General features: G+C 50.9%; 16 protein-coding genes, 2 pseudogenes and 1 riboswitch. Of the genes and pseudogenes, 17 read left to right on the forward strand and 1 reads right to left on the reverse strand.

Going from position 1 to position 15,821, the window contains the following annotated elements:
* Positions 1–14: 14 nt before the first annotated feature.
* Positions 15–431, reverse strand: a pseudogene (gene fabZ, locus AC50YG_RS00680) (3-hydroxyacyl-ACP dehydratase FabZ).
* Positions 432–509: 78 nt separating this feature from the next.
* Here fabZ and AC50YG_RS00685 point away from each other — a divergent pair.
* The 17 genes and pseudogenes from AC50YG_RS00685 to AC50YG_RS00765 form a co-directional block, all read left to right on the forward strand.
* Positions 510–719, forward strand: a pseudogene (locus AC50YG_RS00685) (transposase); the annotation flags it as partial.
* 198 nt (positions 720–917) lie between these two features.
* Positions 918–1,568 carry a stage V sporulation protein AA gene (locus AC50YG_RS00690; RefSeq protein WP_494824031.1) on the forward strand — a complete coding sequence of 217 codons (651 nt, stop codon included), beginning with the start codon at positions 918–920 and terminating at the stop codon, positions 1,566–1,568.
* The gene (locus tag AC50YG_RS00695) at positions 1,561–1,989 is read left to right on the forward strand and encodes a stage V sporulation protein AB (protein WP_341278213.1); all 429 of its coding nucleotides are present in this window, start codon (positions 1,561–1,563) and stop codon (positions 1,987–1,989) included. Before AC50YG_RS00690 ends, AC50YG_RS00695 begins: the two co-directional genes overlap by 8 nt.
* 55 nt (positions 1,990–2,044) lie before the next feature.
* Complete coding sequence (locus AC50YG_RS00700) at positions 2,045–3,874, forward strand: spore germination protein (RefSeq protein WP_494824034.1); 1,830 nt, start codon at positions 2,045–2,047, stop codon at positions 3,872–3,874.
* 116 nt (positions 3,875–3,990) lie between these two features.
* The gene (gene lysA / locus AC50YG_RS00705; RefSeq protein ID WP_494824036.1) at positions 3,991–5,322 is read left to right on the forward strand and encodes a diaminopimelate decarboxylase; all 1,332 of its coding nucleotides are present in this window, start codon (positions 3,991–3,993) and stop codon (positions 5,320–5,322) included.
* 56 nt (positions 5,323–5,378) lie between these two features.
* A complete protein-coding gene (locus AC50YG_RS00710; RefSeq protein WP_341278210.1) occupies positions 5,379–5,810 on the forward strand; it encodes a peptidylprolyl isomerase in 432 nt (143 codons plus the stop codon).
* A 251-nt stretch (positions 5,811–6,061) separates the two neighbouring features.
* A riboswitch (FMN riboswitch) is annotated at positions 6,062–6,272 on the forward strand.
* Positions 6,273–6,426: 154 nt separating this feature from the next.
* Complete coding sequence (ribD, locus tag AC50YG_RS00715; RefSeq protein WP_494824037.1) at positions 6,427–7,533, forward strand: bifunctional diaminohydroxyphosphoribosylaminopyrimidine deaminase/5-amino-6-(5-phosphoribosylamino)uracil reductase RibD; 1,107 nt, start codon at positions 6,427–6,429, stop codon at positions 7,531–7,533.
* A gap of 15 nt (positions 7,534–7,548) precedes the next feature.
* Positions 7,549–8,238: a riboflavin synthase gene (gene ribE, locus AC50YG_RS00720; RefSeq protein WP_494824039.1), complete on the forward strand. Its 690-nt coding sequence runs from the start codon at positions 7,549–7,551 to the stop codon at positions 8,236–8,238.
* A gap of 51 nt (positions 8,239–8,289) precedes the next feature.
* Complete coding sequence (locus tag AC50YG_RS00725) at positions 8,290–9,540, forward strand: bifunctional 3,4-dihydroxy-2-butanone-4-phosphate synthase/GTP cyclohydrolase II (RefSeq protein ID WP_473757564.1); 1,251 nt, start codon at positions 8,290–8,292, stop codon at positions 9,538–9,540.
* A gap of 41 nt (positions 9,541–9,581) precedes the next feature.
* Entirely contained in the window at positions 9,582–10,052 is a 471-nt protein-coding gene (gene ribH / locus AC50YG_RS00730; protein ID WP_056028895.1) for a 6,7-dimethyl-8-ribityllumazine synthase, read from the forward strand.
* Between the two features lie 150 nt (positions 10,053–10,202).
* The gene (locus AC50YG_RS00735) at positions 10,203–10,982 is read left to right on the forward strand and encodes a segregation and condensation protein A (protein ID WP_056028893.1); all 780 of its coding nucleotides are present in this window, start codon (positions 10,203–10,205) and stop codon (positions 10,980–10,982) included.
* Complete coding sequence (gene scpB / locus AC50YG_RS00740) at positions 10,951–11,556, forward strand: SMC-Scp complex subunit ScpB (protein WP_046231988.1); 606 nt, start codon at positions 10,951–10,953, stop codon at positions 11,554–11,556. The genes AC50YG_RS00735 and scpB overlap by 32 nt, the downstream gene beginning before the upstream one ends.
* Positions 11,557–11,633: 77 nt before the next feature.
* Positions 11,634–12,320 carry a DUF2953 domain-containing protein gene (locus tag AC50YG_RS00745; protein WP_494824042.1) on the forward strand — a complete coding sequence of 229 codons (687 nt, stop codon included), beginning with the start codon at positions 11,634–11,636 and terminating at the stop codon, positions 12,318–12,320.
* Positions 12,321–12,577: 257 nt separating this feature from the next.
* Positions 12,578–13,066 (forward strand): GerW family sporulation protein, encoded by a 489-nt coding sequence (ytfJ, locus tag AC50YG_RS00750; protein WP_473757562.1) that lies wholly within the window; start codon positions 12,578–12,580, stop codon positions 13,064–13,066.
* Positions 13,067–13,314: 248 nt separating this feature from the next.
* Entirely contained in the window at positions 13,315–14,493 is a 1,179-nt protein-coding gene (locus tag AC50YG_RS00755; protein ID WP_494824045.1) for a D-alanyl-D-alanine carboxypeptidase family protein, read from the forward strand.
* 101 nt (positions 14,494–14,594) lie between these two features.
* Positions 14,595–15,263: a nucleoside recognition domain-containing protein gene (locus AC50YG_RS00760; RefSeq protein WP_473757560.1), complete on the forward strand. Its 669-nt coding sequence runs from the start codon at positions 14,595–14,597 to the stop codon at positions 15,261–15,263.
* Positions 15,256–15,789 carry a spore maturation protein gene (locus AC50YG_RS00765; protein ID WP_494824048.1) on the forward strand — a complete coding sequence of 178 codons (534 nt, stop codon included), beginning with the start codon at positions 15,256–15,258 and terminating at the stop codon, positions 15,787–15,789. Before AC50YG_RS00760 ends, AC50YG_RS00765 begins: the two co-directional genes overlap by 8 nt.
* The last annotated feature ends 32 nt before the right edge of the window (positions 15,790–15,821 follow it).

Below are 15,821 nucleotides of genomic sequence, written 5' to 3' on the forward strand. Positions count from 1 at the left end.
TTTTGCCTTCAAAATTAGTCTTTTTTGATTGCGAAGGTCAGTTCCGCTTCAGCGGCCAGCTCGCCGTCGACATAAGCAACGGCCTGTCCTTTGCCGATGCCGCCTTTGAGTTTCGTGATCGAGACTTCGATGCGCAGTTGGTCGCCCGGAACGACTTGGCGGCGGAAGCGAGCACCGTCAATACCTGCCAGGAAGGCAATCTTGCCTTTAAAGTCCGGCACGCTCAACATTGCGACTCCCCCAACCTGTGCCATTGCCTCGCCCTACCCCCCCCCCCCCCCCCCCGGCATCACCGGAAATCCTGGGAAATGCCCTTGGAAAAACGGTTCGTTGATGCTGACATTCTTGAATGCAAACAGCGCCCGCACCTGTTCTTCCTCCGTATGATCGATCTGCACCGCAATCCCGAGGCCGCCGGCCTGGGTGACCATCTCCGCCGTCTCCTCAATCGTTTCCGTACGCCCGAGGTCCGAGCTCTGCCCGCGAACGCTGCGACCCGTGCAATACAACTGCTTCAAAGCGAAGAAGGGTACCACCTTTCGGTTCGTCGTATGATTGAACCCGAAAGTGTCTTTGGGCAACCGAAAAGTAACCGGGGATTCCGGCGTTATCTGCTTCGTGGCTTACCCAAAGTGAGTCTTGAGGTCAGGTGGCTTTCGCTTGCCCACAATTTGCTCAAGTGGGCAACGCTGAAGCAAAAGCGCAAGTTCTGGGGCTAGTTTAGCCCCGAAACTCGCGCTTTTTTTATCTCATTCAAAATTCGAAGCGGTAAGGGCTTCACAAGGTAGATAAAAAACTACTTTTGGGACAGCCCATTTTTTCTTGTTTTTACCTGCTGCGTCGTGACTATCTGATTCCTGTTTTTCTCATACTAAAAGGGAAACGAACCCAAAGTACAGATAAAGGACTGATGACGGATGGATACGACGCAGCGGCAGCCTTTCTATTTGCGTTTGCGCAAGCGTATTGGGATACGTCCCGAGAAGGAAGTGACGCTCGGGCAGGCGGCGAGGCTGCTTGGCGAGTCCGAAGAGCAGGAACAGCGCCTCGGCCAGCTCGTACTATATCGTCACAGCAAGCCGGACGGCAACCGCGTCGTCATCGATTTGCTGCAAATTGTCAGCCGGCTGCGCGAGCTGGAGCCTGGTCTGTCTATTGAAGCCTATGGCGATCCGCAGGTGCTGGTTATGATTGCGGATAAGCCGCCAAAGCCGCGCATTCCGCTGCTGATTTTTTCATGGCTGCTGCTGTTTTTCGGCGCAGGTCTGGCGATTATGAACTTCCATACGGATGTCAGTATGAAGGAGGTCCATATTCGGATCGTCGAGCTGATTACCGGAGAGCATAATGAACATCCGCTTTGGTTTCAAATTCCATATTCCTTCGGCATTGGGCTTGGCATGGTGCTGTTTTTCAACCATCTGTTCCGAAAAAAATTCAATGAAGAGCCGAATCCGCTAGAAGTAGAGCTGTTCACCTACCAGGAAAATGTGAACGCCTATGTTATCGCCGACGAGATGCGTAAAAAAAATGATCGTCAAACCGCTCGGAGTGAGGACGATGCTTGATTGGCCGATTCATGCGTTTATTGTCATGCTGGGCTTATCGGGAGGGCTTGCGGTAGGCAGCGGACTGGTGGCGCTGCTAACAGTGCTGGATCTTATTCCGCGATTGGCCCAAATTGCCTATGCCTACAGCCTGTCCATTTGGTTTGAAACGGCGGTAATAAGCGGTGCGGTTTATTGGACATTCGCAGATTTTTTCGATTGGAAGCTTTCGCTTGCTGGCATTACGTCACAGATTGCTGTCGGGCTGCTCAATGGCATTTTCGTCGGCTTGCTTGCGGCGGCGCTGACGGAAGTGCTGAATGTGTTTCCCATCCTCGCCAAACGCATCCATCTGTCGGACTATTTAGTTGGCCTTGTGATGGCGATGGTGCTTGGCAAGACGCTCGGGTCGCTGCTGGACTGGCTTTGGTATCAATGGTAGGGAAATGGTAGAGAATGAGCAGGGCTATGCTGGAGAACTGAGGTGAAGGAAGAAGATGGATAAGGATCAAGAGCAGCACAATGAACCGGGGCAAGATTACAGGCAGGCTAGCATTCCTGGCATGATGAAGCTGGGAAATGAGCCGGACACCGAAGCGGGCAGGGAGAAGCATTCTTCCGGTAAAAGAGAGCGAGGCTGGCGGCAGGTGAAGGGGTTTATTCATGCCAAGCAGCTTGCTGGCGGGGAGAAGGAGAACCCGCACGTGGAGAGTAGAAGCGACCACCAGCAAAATAGGGAGGAAGGGCAGCATGGCCACGATCAGCCGCTGCAGGCCCGTGCCAAAGCGCAAAGAAGCAGGCAGGGACAGCGGCATACGCAGGATCGAGGGAAGTCGCAAGGCAGAGAGCAACGGCAGGATGGTCGCGAGGAGCGGATTCCTTCGGATTTGGATGATGTATTGGAGCGGCTGAAAAATGAGCTTGGCTACGGCAGCAGCTTCGATGTTGTTGTTCGGGAAATGATATTCGGCGAGCGGCGAGTCGCGTTCGTGTTTATGAACGGTCTGGCAAAGGATACGCTGCAAACAGAAGTGCTGAAGCGGCTGACCTACTTGCAGCCGGATGATTTATCATCCGATGCGCTGCATGCCTTTCTCGATATGTATGTGCCAGCATCCCAGGTCAAGTCCGAGCAGGATTGGAATAAGCTGCTGACGGGCATTCTCTCTGGCGGAACGGCGCTGTTCATCGACAAGGAAGCAACGGCGCTGCTTATTGACGCCAAAAACTTTCCGGCACGCTCGCCGGACGAGCCAAGCCTGGAGCGGGTCGTCAGAGGCAGTCGCGACGGCTTCGTCGAAACGTTGATGATGAATATTTCGCTTGTAAGGCGCAGGCTGCGTGATCCGCAGCTTCGTTACGAGCTGGTGCAGATTGGCGAGCGCACACAGACGGATGTATGTATCGCCTACATTAATGATTTGGTAGATAAGGAATTGCTTAAATCCGTTAAGGAAAAAATTTCGCTGGTCAAGGTAGACGGCATTCCGCTTGCCGACAAGCAGCTGGAGGAGGCGACCGTTAAACGGGGCTGGAGCCCATTCCCGCTCGTCCGTTATTCGGAGCGTCCGGATGTTGTGGCCTCGCATTTGCTGGAAGGAGCGGTTGTCGTCTTCGTGGACACATCGCCCAGCGTCATGATTTTGCCGACGACGTATTTCGATCTTATCCAGCATGTTGAGGAAAATCGCCAGACGCCATTTATCGGCACCTATCTGCGCTGGGTACGGTTTATTGGCATATTCGCCTCGCTTTTTCTGTTGCCGCTCTGGCTGCTGTTCGTTATCCATCCGGAGCTGAAGCCGCAGGCGCTGGAGTTTCTCGGGCCATCGAAAACAGGCAAGCTGCCGCTGCTCGTACAATTTCTACTGGCGGAGGTCGGTGTCGATCTGCTGCGGCTCGCCTCGGTGCATACGCCAACTTCGCTGGCGACGGCAATGTCGCTCGTATCAGCTATTCTCATTGGCGATATTGCGGTCCAGACGGGCATTTTCGTCAATGAGGTCATTTTGTATATGTCGGTTGCGGCTATTGGGATGTTTGCGACGCCGAGCTATGAGCTGGGGCTGGCGAACCGCATTGTCAGGCTTGTACTCATTACGCTTGTGGCAGCCTTTCAGGTGCCGGGATTCATTGTTGGGACGACGGTTATCCTGCTGTTTTTGTGCATGGAGCGTTCGTTCAATCGTCCCTACATGTGGCCGTTCATTCCGTTTGATTTCCGGGCGATGATGAATATCATTTTCCGGACGCCCGTGCTGCAAAATCGCAAGCGGCCCAATCTGCTGCGGCCCCAGCAGCTCGATAAAATGCCCGAAACGGAGTAAAGCCGTAAATAATGCAAATGACTTGTTAAATTATCCATTACGCTTGCGGGTAGATTGCGATATACTGTTGCTATTGGTGTAAATCGAATCTATTCACGTATGGAGGAATAATAACAATGTACTTGCACGGAACGAGCAAAGTTAATGCCCAGGGGCATTTGGAAATCGGCGGCTGTGATGTAACGGAGCTGGCGAAAGAATATGGTACGCCGCTATATATTGTCGATGAGGCGCTAGTGCGAAAGCGCGCGAATGAATATGTGACCGCTTTTCAAAAATCCGGCCTGCAATTTCAAGTGGCCTATGCAAGCAAAGCATTCAGCACAATGGCAATGTGTGCGCTTGCCGAGCAGGAAAACCTGTCGCTTGACGTCGTTTCCGACGGAGAGCTGCACACGGCGCTGAAAGCGGGCTTCCCAGCAGCGCGCATTCACTTCCACGGCAACAATAAATCGCCGGATGAAATCAATATGGCGCTGGATGCAGGCATCGGCTGCTTCGTAGTAGACAACTCTACTGAGCTTAAAGTGCTTAATGCGCTGGCGAAGGACAAAGGCTTGACGGTTAAAATTTTGCTGCGGATTACGCCGGGTGTTGAGGCGCATACGCATGACTATATTTCCACGGGCCAACAAGATTCCAAGTTCGGCTTCGATTTGACGAATGGCGCGGCTAAACTGGCGATTATGGAAGCGATGGAGCTGTCCAATCTGGATGTGCTTGGCGTTCATTCCCACATCGGCTCGCAAATTTTTGAAGTAGACGGCTTTAAGATGGCTGTTGAGAAAATGTCGGCGTTTGCAATTGAAATTCGCCAAGACCTTGGCTTGACGTTCCAGGTTATAAACCTTGGCGGCGGCTTCGGCATCCGTTATGTAGACGGAGATTCCCCGCTTCCAGTTGCTCAATACGTTGCAGCGATTACGGATACGCTCATTTCCAGCTTTACGGCAGCGGAATTCCCGCTTCCTGAAATTTGGGTTGAGCCGGGCCGCAGCATCGTCGGCGATGCAGGCACAACGCTTTATACAGTTGGAACTAGCAAGGAAATTCCAGGCGTGCGCAAATATATCGCTGTAGATGGCGGCATGATGGATAACCCGCGTCCGGCGCTTTATCAATCCGTTTATGAAGCGGTGCTTGCAAATCGTGCGAACGAGGCAAGCGAAGAGACGGTTACCGTAGCGGGCAAAGCTTGCGAAAGCGGCGACAAGCTCATTATTGATTTGGAATTGCCGAAAGCAAACAGCGGCGATCTGCTTGCAGTATTTTGCACAGGCGCTTATAATTATTCGATGGCGAGCAACTACAACCGTTTCCGCCGTCCAGCTGTCGTATTTGTCAAAGATGGCGTGTCTGATCTCGTCGTTCAGCGCGAATCTTTGGACAATATTGTCGGCAATGACTTGCTTCCGGCAAGACTTCGCAAAACAGCCCTTGCGAAATAAGGGTTAAATTTGGTAACGTAGTCTTATTCGGATATAGAAAGGTAGATGTTTAATAGATGGCAAAACAAGCGAAAATTACAATGGCAAACGGAGCAGAGGTTATTATTGACCTCTTTGATCAAGATGCGCCTAACACAGTTGCAAACTTTGAGAAGCTTGCCAACGATGGTTTTTATAATGGTTTGACTTTCCACCGCGTAATCCCGGGCTTCGTTGCTCAAGGCGGCTGCCCTACTGGCAACGGCACTGGCGGACCTGGCTACACAATCAACTGTGAAATCAACCCAAACAAGCATGAGCGCGGTTCCCTTGCAATGGCGCATGCTGGACGCAACACAGGCGGAAGCCAATTCTACATCGGCTATGCTCCACAGCCGCATCTGGATGGCGGACACACTGTATTTGGCAAAGTAGCTAAAGGCATGGAACATGTTGACACGTTCCGCCAAGGCGAAAAAATGGAAAAAGTTGAAATTGTAACGGTTTAATCGTTGCGAGAAGGCCGCTTGTTTTTCCGATTGGTCGGGGGAACGAGCGGTTTTTTTTATAAAAGGCTCAAACATTATGAATGCTAATTGAGAATCAGAATCGAAAACTCTTGCTTTTTCAATTTTGCGGTGGTAACATTTCATCAGAGTTACATTTTAAAAGTAAGTGACTATAAGAAAAACGCCTGACGGCGTTCTTTCTATTAGACGCCATCGTTTTGGCGAAACGTATAGAAAAAAATAATACAGTGGCTTTCCTTCGGGGTCGGGTGAAAATCCCAACCGGCGGTGATCAGGAGGCTGTCTAAGCGCTTGGAACGTTGAAGCGACAGATATGCTGCCTGTCAGTCCGTGACCCGTATACAATGAATTCAGAGCGTGTGAACGCATGAACGGATTGTGTACGGCTGACCTGGTGCAATTCCGGGACCGACAGTACAGTCTGGATGGGAGAAGGAGACACTTTCAAGGCGTGATTTCATGCTTATTTGCTTGCACTTTTTTTCGCTGGGCAATTAGGTCTGTTAAAATCGATTATTTGTGTACTTGAAAGCGGGTCTCTAAGATATACTCTCATCTCCGTTGGCTATGTTGCTAATGGAGGTTTTTTGCGTTCATGGATATTTTGAATGACAGTTATTATATGAGCTTAGCACTGGATATGGCAGAGAAGGCGGCTGGACAGACGGATATTAATCCAATCGTCGGCTGCGTCGTTGTAAAGGAAGGCCGAATTATCGGCATTGGTACACATCTCAAGCGGGGAACCGGGCATGCTGAGGTGCATGCGCTGCAAATGGCGGGCGAAGAAGCGGAAGGTGCTACCGCGTATGTAACGCTGGAGCCTTGCAGCCATTTTGGCAAGACGCCGCCTTGCTGCGAGCGGCTTATTGATGCCAAGGTGGCAAGGGTAGTCGTTGCAACGACCGATCCGAACCCACAGGTAGCTGGGCGGGGCCTTGAACGGCTGAAGGAATGCGGTATTGAGGTTGAGGTGGGCCTTCTAGGGGAACGTTCCAACCAAATGAATGAAAAATTTAATAAATACATTACAACGAAGCTGCCGTTTGTCACCCTTAAGACAGCGAGCACGCTCGATGGCAAAATTGCTTCCCGCACCGGCGACAGCAGATGGGTAACGGGCAGTGCTGCAAGGGAGCAGGTGCATACGCTGCGCCATCAGCATATGGGTATCATGGTCGGTATCGGCACCGTTCTTGCAGACGATCCGCAGCTCACGACAAGAGCAGACGTACCGGCGCTGCATCCGGTGCGTATTGTCATCGACAGCAGCCTGAAGCTGCCGCTCACCGCGCGCGTGGTCACGGATCGGACAGCAAGAACGATCGTCATTGCGACTGAGCAGGCGGATGACGCCAAGGCGCAGGAGCTGCTGGCTGCTGGCGTCGAGCTCATTCGGGCAGGCACCGGAGAGCAGGTTGATTTGCCGGAAGCGATGAGAAAGCTTGGCGAGCTGGAAATAGGGTCGATTTTGCTGGAAGGCGGAGGTAAGCTCAATGGCGCAATGCTAACAGCAGGACTCATCGATAAAATCATGATTTACATGGCTACCAAAATCATTGGCGGAGCAGCAGCTCCCGGCACCTTTGATTTTGAAGGCTTTGAAAAAATGGCGCAGGCTATTGAACTGGAGCGCACGCAGGTGGAGCAAGCGGGAGCTGATATTTGCATAAGCGGCTACCCGGTCTACCGTCATGTTTAGAGAGGAGGGTTAGCCGTGTTTACGGGTCTGATTGAAGAAGTCGGCAAACTGAAGCGGGTGGTCAAGCAGGGCGAGGCTATGGTAGTAACGATTGCCGCCTCCCGCGTCCTCGAAGGTGTGGCGCTGGGCGACAGCATAGCCGTAAACGGCGTTTGTCTGACGGTCATCTCCTTTACAGGCAGCACCTTTGACGCTGATGTAATGCCGGAGACATACCGGCGCTCCAATCTTCACCAGCTAAAGCCCGGTGAACAGGTCAATCTGGAGCGCGCGATGCTGGCTGGAGGGCGCTTTGGCGGTCATATGGTGCAGGGGCATATTGACGGCACAGGCGTCATTGCAAAAAGGGCAACCGACGCCAATGCTGTTATATTCAGTATTAAGCTGAACGATGCGGCAACGCTGAAATATGTCATTCCGAAAGGTTCGATCGCCATTGACGGCATCAGCCTAACGGTTGTTGGCACGAATGATTCGGGCTTCTCGGTGTCCGTCATCCCGCATACGCTTGGCGAAACGGCTTTGCTCGATAAGCGCATAGGCGATTCCGTTAATATCGAATGCGATATGATTGGCAAATATGTGGAGCATTTGCTGCATTTCAAGCCAGCTCGCGAGGCTGGGGCGACTTCCGGCAGCAAAGCTGGCAAGGCAGGCGGAACGAAGCTGAGCAATGCTTTTTTAAGTGAAAATGGATTTATGTAATAACGAATAGATGTTTAGTTGAAGTGGTGAACGATCAGGGAGGGAAGCTTTATGGGACAGCAGGATCAGCCTTTGGAGAAGTCATTGTTTAATACGATTGAGGAAGCGCTTGAGGATTTGCTGCTTGGCAAGCCCGTTATCGTTGTAGATGATGAGGATCGTGAAAATGAAGGCGACCTCATTGCGCTGGCCTCAATGGCGACGCCTGAAGTGATCAATTTTATGATTACGAAGGCCCGCGGGCTTGTGTGCGTTCCGATTACCGCAGAGCGGGCGGAGCAACTGGAGCTGCCGCCGATGGTAGCACGCAATACGGATTTTCATGGAACGGCATTTACCGTTTCCGTTGACCATATTTCCACAACGACCGGCATCTCTGCGCATGAGCGCTCCGAGACGGTCAAGTCGCTCATTGACCCGAATACGAAGGCGGCGGATTTCCGCAAGCCGGGCCACATTTTTCCGCTAATTGCGAAAGATGGCGGCGTGCTAAGACGGGCAGGCCACACAGAGGCGGGTATTGATCTGGCCTTAATGTGCGGCTCAGAGCCCGCAGCGGTCATTTGCGAAGTCATTAATGAAGATGGCACGATGGCAAGATTGCCGGATCTTGTTGAGTTTAAGCATGAGCATGATCTCAAGCTTATTACAATCCAAGAGCTAATTGTATACCGCAATGCGAAGGAAAAGCTCGTTGAGCGTGTCGTTGAAGTTAATATGCCGACGGATTTCGGAGATTTTAAAGCGATTGGTTTTACGAATGATATAGACGGCAAGGAGCATGTCGCTTTTGTAAAAGGCGAGATTGATCCGGAAAGCCCGCTGCTTGTGCGCGTGCACTCGGAATGCTTGACGGGCGATGTATTCCATTCGCATCGCTGTGATTGCGGACCGCAGCTTGCGGCAGCGCTGACGCAGATTGAGGAAGCGGGCAATGGCGTGCTGCTCTATATGCGCCAAGAAGGACGCGGAATCGGCCTAATCAACAAGCTCAAAGCTTATGTGCTTCAGGAGCAGGGGCTTGATACGGTCGATGCCAATTTGCAGCTTGGATTTGCGCCGGACTTGCGCGACTACGGCATTGGAGCACAAATTTTGCGCGATCTCGGCATTCGCAAAATGCGCCTACTCACCAACAACCCGCGCAAAATTAAAGGGCTGGAAGGCTACGGGCTTGAAGTTACCGAGCGTGTGCCGATTCAAATGGAAGCGAATAAGGACAATGACCGTTATTTGCGGACCAAGCAAGCGAAGCTCGGTCATCTGTTTGATTTTCAGGATCAAAATCAGGAACAAAAGTAATATTACACGCATTATAAAAACCAATTGGGAGGAATTTAATTATGCCACATGTATATGAGGGACATTTAGTATCGGAAGGCTTGCGTTACGGAATCGTTGTTGGAAGGTTTAATGAATTTATTGCCGGCAAGCTGCTTAGCGGAGCGCTTGATGCATTTAAACGCCATGGTGCATTGGATAACGAGGTTGAGGTTGCTTGGGTACCGGGAGCTTTTGAAATTCCGCTTATCGCGCAAAAGATGGCAGAGAGCGGCAAATACGATGCGGTTATTACGCTAGGTGCCGTTATTCGGGGGTCAACACCGCATTTTGACTACGTGTGCAATGAGGCGGCAAAAGGAGTGGCGGCTGTTGGCTTGAAAACGGGCGTACCGACGATTTTTGGCGTATTGACGGTTGATTCCATCGAGCAAGCGATTGAGCGTGCAGGAACAAAAGCTGGAAATAAAGGGTACGAAGCTGCAGCCAGTGCAATAGAGATGGCTAATTTAACAAAATTGCTGCATAATTAAGCTTAAGGCTTGCAGCTCACGAGAAGGGCCTCTGAGAAGAGGCCTTTCTATTTTTGGCGTAACGGATGGTTGCGGTTGGTTGGCATCAGCTGTTTACGCTTACGAGTGGCGCAGCGATTTTATCGGAAGATTAGTCGGGAGGAAATGGCAGTGTCAGTGCTTTACAAGCTGGAATCTTTCGAAGGGCCTCTGGATCTGCTGCTGCATTTGATTGATAAAGCAGAAATCGATATTCATGAGGTATCAATCAACGAGATTACAGATCAGTATATGGACTATTTGAATGCAATGACGGAGATGGAGCTTGAGGTGACCAGCGAGTTTCTGGTGATGGCGGCTACACTGCTGGCCATTAAGAGCAGGCAGCTGCTGCCGAAGCCGCCCGTGTTTGAGGAAGAATATGAGGACTGGCCGGATGATGGCCTTGATCCTCGCGATGAGCTCATTCAGAAGCTCGTTGAATATCGAAAATTCAAGCAAATTGCCGAGCAGCTGCGGGAGAAGGAAACGCAGCGGAGCCTCGTTTTTTCGCGTGAGCCGGAGGACATGACCCCCTTTTTGCAGGAGCAGGACATTAACCCGCTTGAGGGCCTGCATGTGTCTGATCTGGTTGCGGCTTTTCAGCGTGCGCTCAAAAAGGCGGCGAGGCGCCAATTTGTGGCGACTGTGCAGCGGGACGAAATATCCGTAAAGGATCGGATTCGCGACATTGTAGAGGTGCTGCGGCAGTATGAGACGGTGCAGTTTTCAAAGCTGATTCGTGAAAATATGGACAAGCATGAAATCGTCGTAACGTTTTTGGCGATATTGGAGTTGATGAAGATGAAGCATATTCGTTGTTTTCAGCATCAGCTGTTTGATGATATTGTGATTCATTGGAGAGGGGATGCGGAGGACAGTGGATTATCAGAAGTTGAAGTCGATTATTGAGGGCCTGCTGTTCATGGCAGGCGATGAAGGGCTGACGAAGCGGCAAATTGCAGATATTATGCAGTTTGATGCCGAGCTTGCTGCCGATTTGGTGTATGAGCTGCATCGGGATTTGGCTCGAGAGGAGCGAGGCGTTCAGGTAACGGAGGTTGCTGGTGCTTATCGGTTGACGACTCATCCCGATCACGCCGCTTATTTTGAGCGGATGGCCTATACGCCAACACGTTCGCAGCTATCGCAAGCAGCGCTGGAGACATTATCAATCGTTGCTTACCGCCAGCCGATTACCCGTATTGATATCGAGGAAATTCGCGGTGTCAAAACCGATAGAGCAATTCAGTCGCTCGTCTCCAAAGATTTAATTGAAGAGGTGGGCCGCGCGGAAGCAATTGGACGTCCTATTTTGTATGGCACGACCAAAGCGTTTCTCGATTATTTCGGCTTGTCCAGCATTAAAGCTTTGCCAGAGCCGAAGCATATCGATGTGGAAGACGCCCTTGAAGAACAGACACAAATGCTGTTTGAACGCATCGGCGAGCGGCAAATGACGATTGACGAGATTCCGCCGAATTAATCAGGCTTGCAGAGAATGAGATTTGACCGCCGGGTCATACTATATTCAACCCATAATAGGAAAACGGAGGAAGCACTATGCCCGGAAACCTTTACGGCTTGATGACGGCGGCAGGTCTCTTTTTTTTGTTCTTATTGCTGCTTGCCCTTGCTTCGCCGGTGCGCGTATATGGAAAGCTTAGAAGGAAGGGCGACCTTGACCATATCGATGTGCGAATTGTAGGGCTGTATGGTCTGCTGCATTATAAGGTGAAGATCCCACAATTGAAATTGCAGGGAGCCACAATCCGGCTGCATGAGCAAATTAGCACCAAGCAGGCGGGCGTGGAGCATTCCAAGGAGCAGCAGGGGAAAATTGACGCCGAAAATGTACAGCGGTTTATTGAAAAACTGAAGCATGCGCTGGAAGTAACCGATAATTTGCGAGGCTGGGTCAAGCAGCTTCTGAAAAAGGTGCAATTGACCGAATGGAAATGGTCGACAACGGTAGGCGTTGGGGACGCGATGTGGACGGCCATGACGACTGGGGCTGTGTGGTCGATTAAAACGACGATGCTGGGCGTCATATCACAGTTCGTTTTGCTTAAAGCCGATCCGGTGCTTCAGGTGCAGCCGATGTACCAAGGGACTTATTTTCAGACTGAATGGCAATGTACGGCCAAGCTTAGCATGTTCCATGCGGTAAAATCAGGCCTTAGCTTGCTATTTAGACTCAAAAAAGGCTCTCATGGCATCCAAATGTGGCACCAAATTTTGTTTAAATAATGGATGAGTATAAACAGAATATTTCGCAATAAAGCAAAGCCGCCTCCTTAAAGAAGAGCGGGGTTTTGCTTTTTTTATTTTTAGAAGCAAAGCATAATTTTTCGTCGCACTATGCTTTTATTTCTCTGACTGAAAAGCGCGGCGCCGCCATAGGACGGCTTCAACCGTTTACGCTTAATACATACAATGTGGGGCTGCGGGAAACATTATTAGCGTAGCCTGCATTAAATTGATTTGTACAATTAGGAGGAGATGTCGTGCAAGAGCATCCAATACAAGGCCTTATGCAGACAGCAATGGAAAATATTAAAGAAATGGTCGATGTAAACACAATTGTTGGCGACCCGGTGCAAACGCCAGATGGCAGTATTATTATGCCGATCAGCAAGGTCGGATTTGGATTTGTTGCAGGCGGCAGTGATATGCGGTTCAGCGGTGACAGTTCAGCTTCGTCGAGCAGCTCCGATGACAGCCACAAGGCGGCAATAGCTGCGCCATTCGGCGGAGGAAGCGGGGGCGGTGTATCAATCACGCCTATTGCCTTTCTCGTTGTTGGCACACAAGGCGTCAAAATCGTGCCGCTCGATAATAACACGCATCTGCTGGAGCGAATTATTGATTCGACACCGTATGTTTTCGATAAGGTGCAATCCATGATGCGCAGCTCGTCCAGTGGCACGAGCCAATTAGCAGGCACCAATATGAATTCAGGCTATATGAGTACAACGGACTCAACCGTTATTTAAGGCCAAAGCTGCCCGCAAGGGCAGTTTTTCATTTAAAGCACAAAATTTTATAAGCGGAGCCGATATAAATAGGGTTTTATTTATGCAAAGCGGGCATTTGTCCGCCGAGAAAAGAGGAAGCCATCTACACATCTCAGTCTAATTTTGCCGAGACAAGCATACAGTGTACAAGGCGTTTAAAAGTCTGCGGGGAAGGCATTGTCCTCTCATGAGTATCGGACTTACACATAGGAAAGGGGCCGCGAACAATGATTAGCAATGTGAAAATAGCTCGTATATCGCTCTTGTTAGGTTTGGCGATCTGTTTGTTAGGGACAAGCCTGCCAGCGCCAGGCTACGCGGCTGAACCAGAACCGCTGAGCACACATGCATCAGCGTCGGCGCTGATTGATGTCACCTCGGGCAGATTGCTCTACAGTGAGGATGGAGACAAGTCGATGCTTATAGCCAGCCTAACCAAAATTATGACGGCAATTGTAGCGATAGAGCATGGCAATCTGTCAGGCACCGTCAAGACGGGCAAGCGGGCGGTAGGCAAGGAAGGCTCTTCGATTTACTTGCAGCTTAATGAAGAAATGAAATTGCAGGACATGCTGTATGGCCTCATGCTGCGATCGGGAAATGACGCAGCAACCGCGATTGCAGAACATGTCGGCGGTTCAGAGGAAGGCTTTGTTATGCTGATGAATGAAAAAGCGGCTTTTCTGGGAATGACAAATTCCCAATTTAAAAACCCGCATGGCCTTGATGAGAAGGGGCATTATTCCTCAGCTAACGATCTTGCTAAGCTGACCGCTTATGCGCTCCGCAATCCTGTATTCGCTAAAATTGTCAGCACACCCGTCAAGCAGGTCCCAAACCCGCATGAGCAGTGGCAATATAAATGGGTGAACAAAAATAAAATGCTCCAAATGTATGATGGCGCAGATGGCGTGAAGACTGGCTACACGAAGCAGGCGCTGCGCTGCCTTGTCAGCTCCGCCACCCGAGGCGGTCAGCAGCTGGCAGCTGTCACGCTAAGCGATGGAGACGATTGGGCGGATCATCGCCATATGCTTGATTGGGGCTTTCAGCATTATCCGCTAGCCCAAATAGCGGGCAAAGGACAGGCGCTCACCGGCTATCCTTATGCTGTAGGGCAAACCTTCAGCTACCCTCTAACGGAGGAGGAAAAAGGCCAGCTGACTTCACGGCTTATCGTTGTAAATACAGCAACGACGCGTTATGCATTAGGCGAAAGAGGTTCGCTCGAGTGGTATATGAACGGGGCGAAAATAGGAGCTGTGCCCATCTATGATACGGGGAGCAGCAGACTTACGCTTCCAGAGCGCAGAAAGGCTGAGGCGGATGCTTTTTTCAATGATGGATTGGGGAAGAGAAGTTATTTGGCGTCGGCAGGCGAGGCTATTCGGGCTTTGTTTAAATGAAAAAGCCAGCAGCTTGTCTATTTTAATCGAATCTGAAACGGCTGCTTCGTATTGAAAAGGTAGCCGCCGTTTACGCTTGACTGCTTGGGGAGGCGGGAAGCATGGTTAACTTTATTTGGCTGTTTTTAATTGTCATTAGCGTCGTCGTCGGCGCTTTTAATGGCAAAATTGATGCAGTAGCCGGAGCTGCGTTCACAGGAGCGCAAGCTGGCGTGACGATCAGCTTCGGACTGATCAGCATTATGGTGTTCTGGCTGGGCATGATGCGTATAGCAGAGGACGCAGGATTGTTGAAAAAAATGGCACAGCTGCTCGGCCCCATCGTTCGCTTCCTATTTCCGGATGTGCCCAAAAACCACCCGGCACTCGGCTATATTATGAGCAACCTGAGCGCCAACCTCTTCGGATTAGGCAACGCGGCAACGCCGATGGGCATTAAGGCGATGCAGGAGCTGCAGAAGCTGAACCCAGATCCAGCTGTCGCAACTCCAGCCATGTGTACGCTGCTCGCGTTAAATACATCCAGCATTACGCTGATTCCGACAACATTAATTGCAATTCGCATGAATTACAGCTCGGCGAATCCGGCGGAAATCGTCGGCACGACGCTCGCCGCTACGTTTATTGCTACCGCCGCGGCGATTGTGGCCGATCGCTGGTACCGAAGCAGGCAGAAGCCGCCTATTGTCAAAGGTCCTTCCCAGCCTCTTGCCCCAGCAGCCAAGCCGGGAGCAGCGGCAGCTTCGGGGGGAGGTGGCGGCGTTGCTTGACGCTTTTACCAGAGCATCAGCATGGTTGATACCTGCTATTATCGTATTTATTCCACTTTATGCGGCTTTTCGCAAAGTTCCCGTCTATGAGACATTTACTGAAGGTGCCAAGGATGGCTTCGGTACAGCCATTGCAATTATTCCCCATCTCGTCGGGATGATGGTCGCAATCAGCATGTTTCGTGCTTCTGGCGCGATGGATTTTATGACTGGCGTCGTTCGCCCGCTGTTCGATTGGCTCAGCATACCGAGCGAGGTATTGCCGCTTGCGGTGCTTAGGCCGTTAACTGGGGCAGGGTCGCTTGCTTTTACCGCAGATCTGATTCAAACCTATGGCCCGGATTCGATGATTGGGCGAATTGCTTCTACTATTCAAGGAAGCACGGATACGACGCTTTATGTGCTGACCGTTTATTTTGGAGCTATCGGAATCCGAAAAACCAAATATGCGCTTAAAGTGGGCTTGTTTTCCGATCTGGTCGGTTTTTTAGCAGCAATTTTCATTTGCATGTACATATTCGGTTAACAGCGCTTGTGCTTTGCGCCTCATATCGTTAT

Source organism: Paenibacillus sp. J31R34, assembly GCF_059383715.1.

What these genes read in the sequence shown, in the direction of transcription:
- AC50YG_RS00690 (WP_494824031.1), top strand. Translation starts at nt 918, where the DNA reads ATGGATACGACGCAGCGGCAGCCTTTCTATTTGCGTTTGCGCAAGCGT.
- AC50YG_RS00695 (WP_341278213.1), top strand. Translation starts at nt 1,561, where the DNA reads ATGCTTGATTGGCCGATTCATGCGTTTATTGTCATGCTGGGCTTATCG.
- AC50YG_RS00700 (WP_494824034.1), top strand. Translation starts at nt 2,045, where the DNA reads ATGGATAAGGATCAAGAGCAGCACAATGAACCGGGGCAAGATTACAGG.
- lysA (WP_494824036.1), top strand. Translation starts at nt 3,991, where the DNA reads ATGTACTTGCACGGAACGAGCAAAGTTAATGCCCAGGGGCATTTGGAA.
- AC50YG_RS00710 (WP_341278210.1), top strand. Translation starts at nt 5,379, where the DNA reads ATGGCAAAACAAGCGAAAATTACAATGGCAAACGGAGCAGAGGTTATT.
- ribD (WP_494824037.1), top strand. Translation starts at nt 6,427, where the DNA reads ATGGATATTTTGAATGACAGTTATTATATGAGCTTAGCACTGGATATG.
- AC50YG_RS00725 (WP_473757564.1), top strand. Translation starts at nt 8,290, where the DNA reads ATGGGACAGCAGGATCAGCCTTTGGAGAAGTCATTGTTTAATACGATT.
- ribH (WP_056028895.1), top strand. Translation starts at nt 9,582, where the DNA reads ATGCCACATGTATATGAGGGACATTTAGTATCGGAAGGCTTGCGTTAC.
- AC50YG_RS00745 (WP_494824042.1), top strand. Translation starts at nt 11,634, where the DNA reads ATGCCCGGAAACCTTTACGGCTTGATGACGGCGGCAGGTCTCTTTTTT.
- AC50YG_RS00755 (WP_494824045.1), top strand. Translation starts at nt 13,315, where the DNA reads ATGATTAGCAATGTGAAAATAGCTCGTATATCGCTCTTGTTAGGTTTG.
- AC50YG_RS00760 (WP_473757560.1), top strand. Translation starts at nt 14,595, where the DNA reads ATGGTTAACTTTATTTGGCTGTTTTTAATTGTCATTAGCGTCGTCGTC.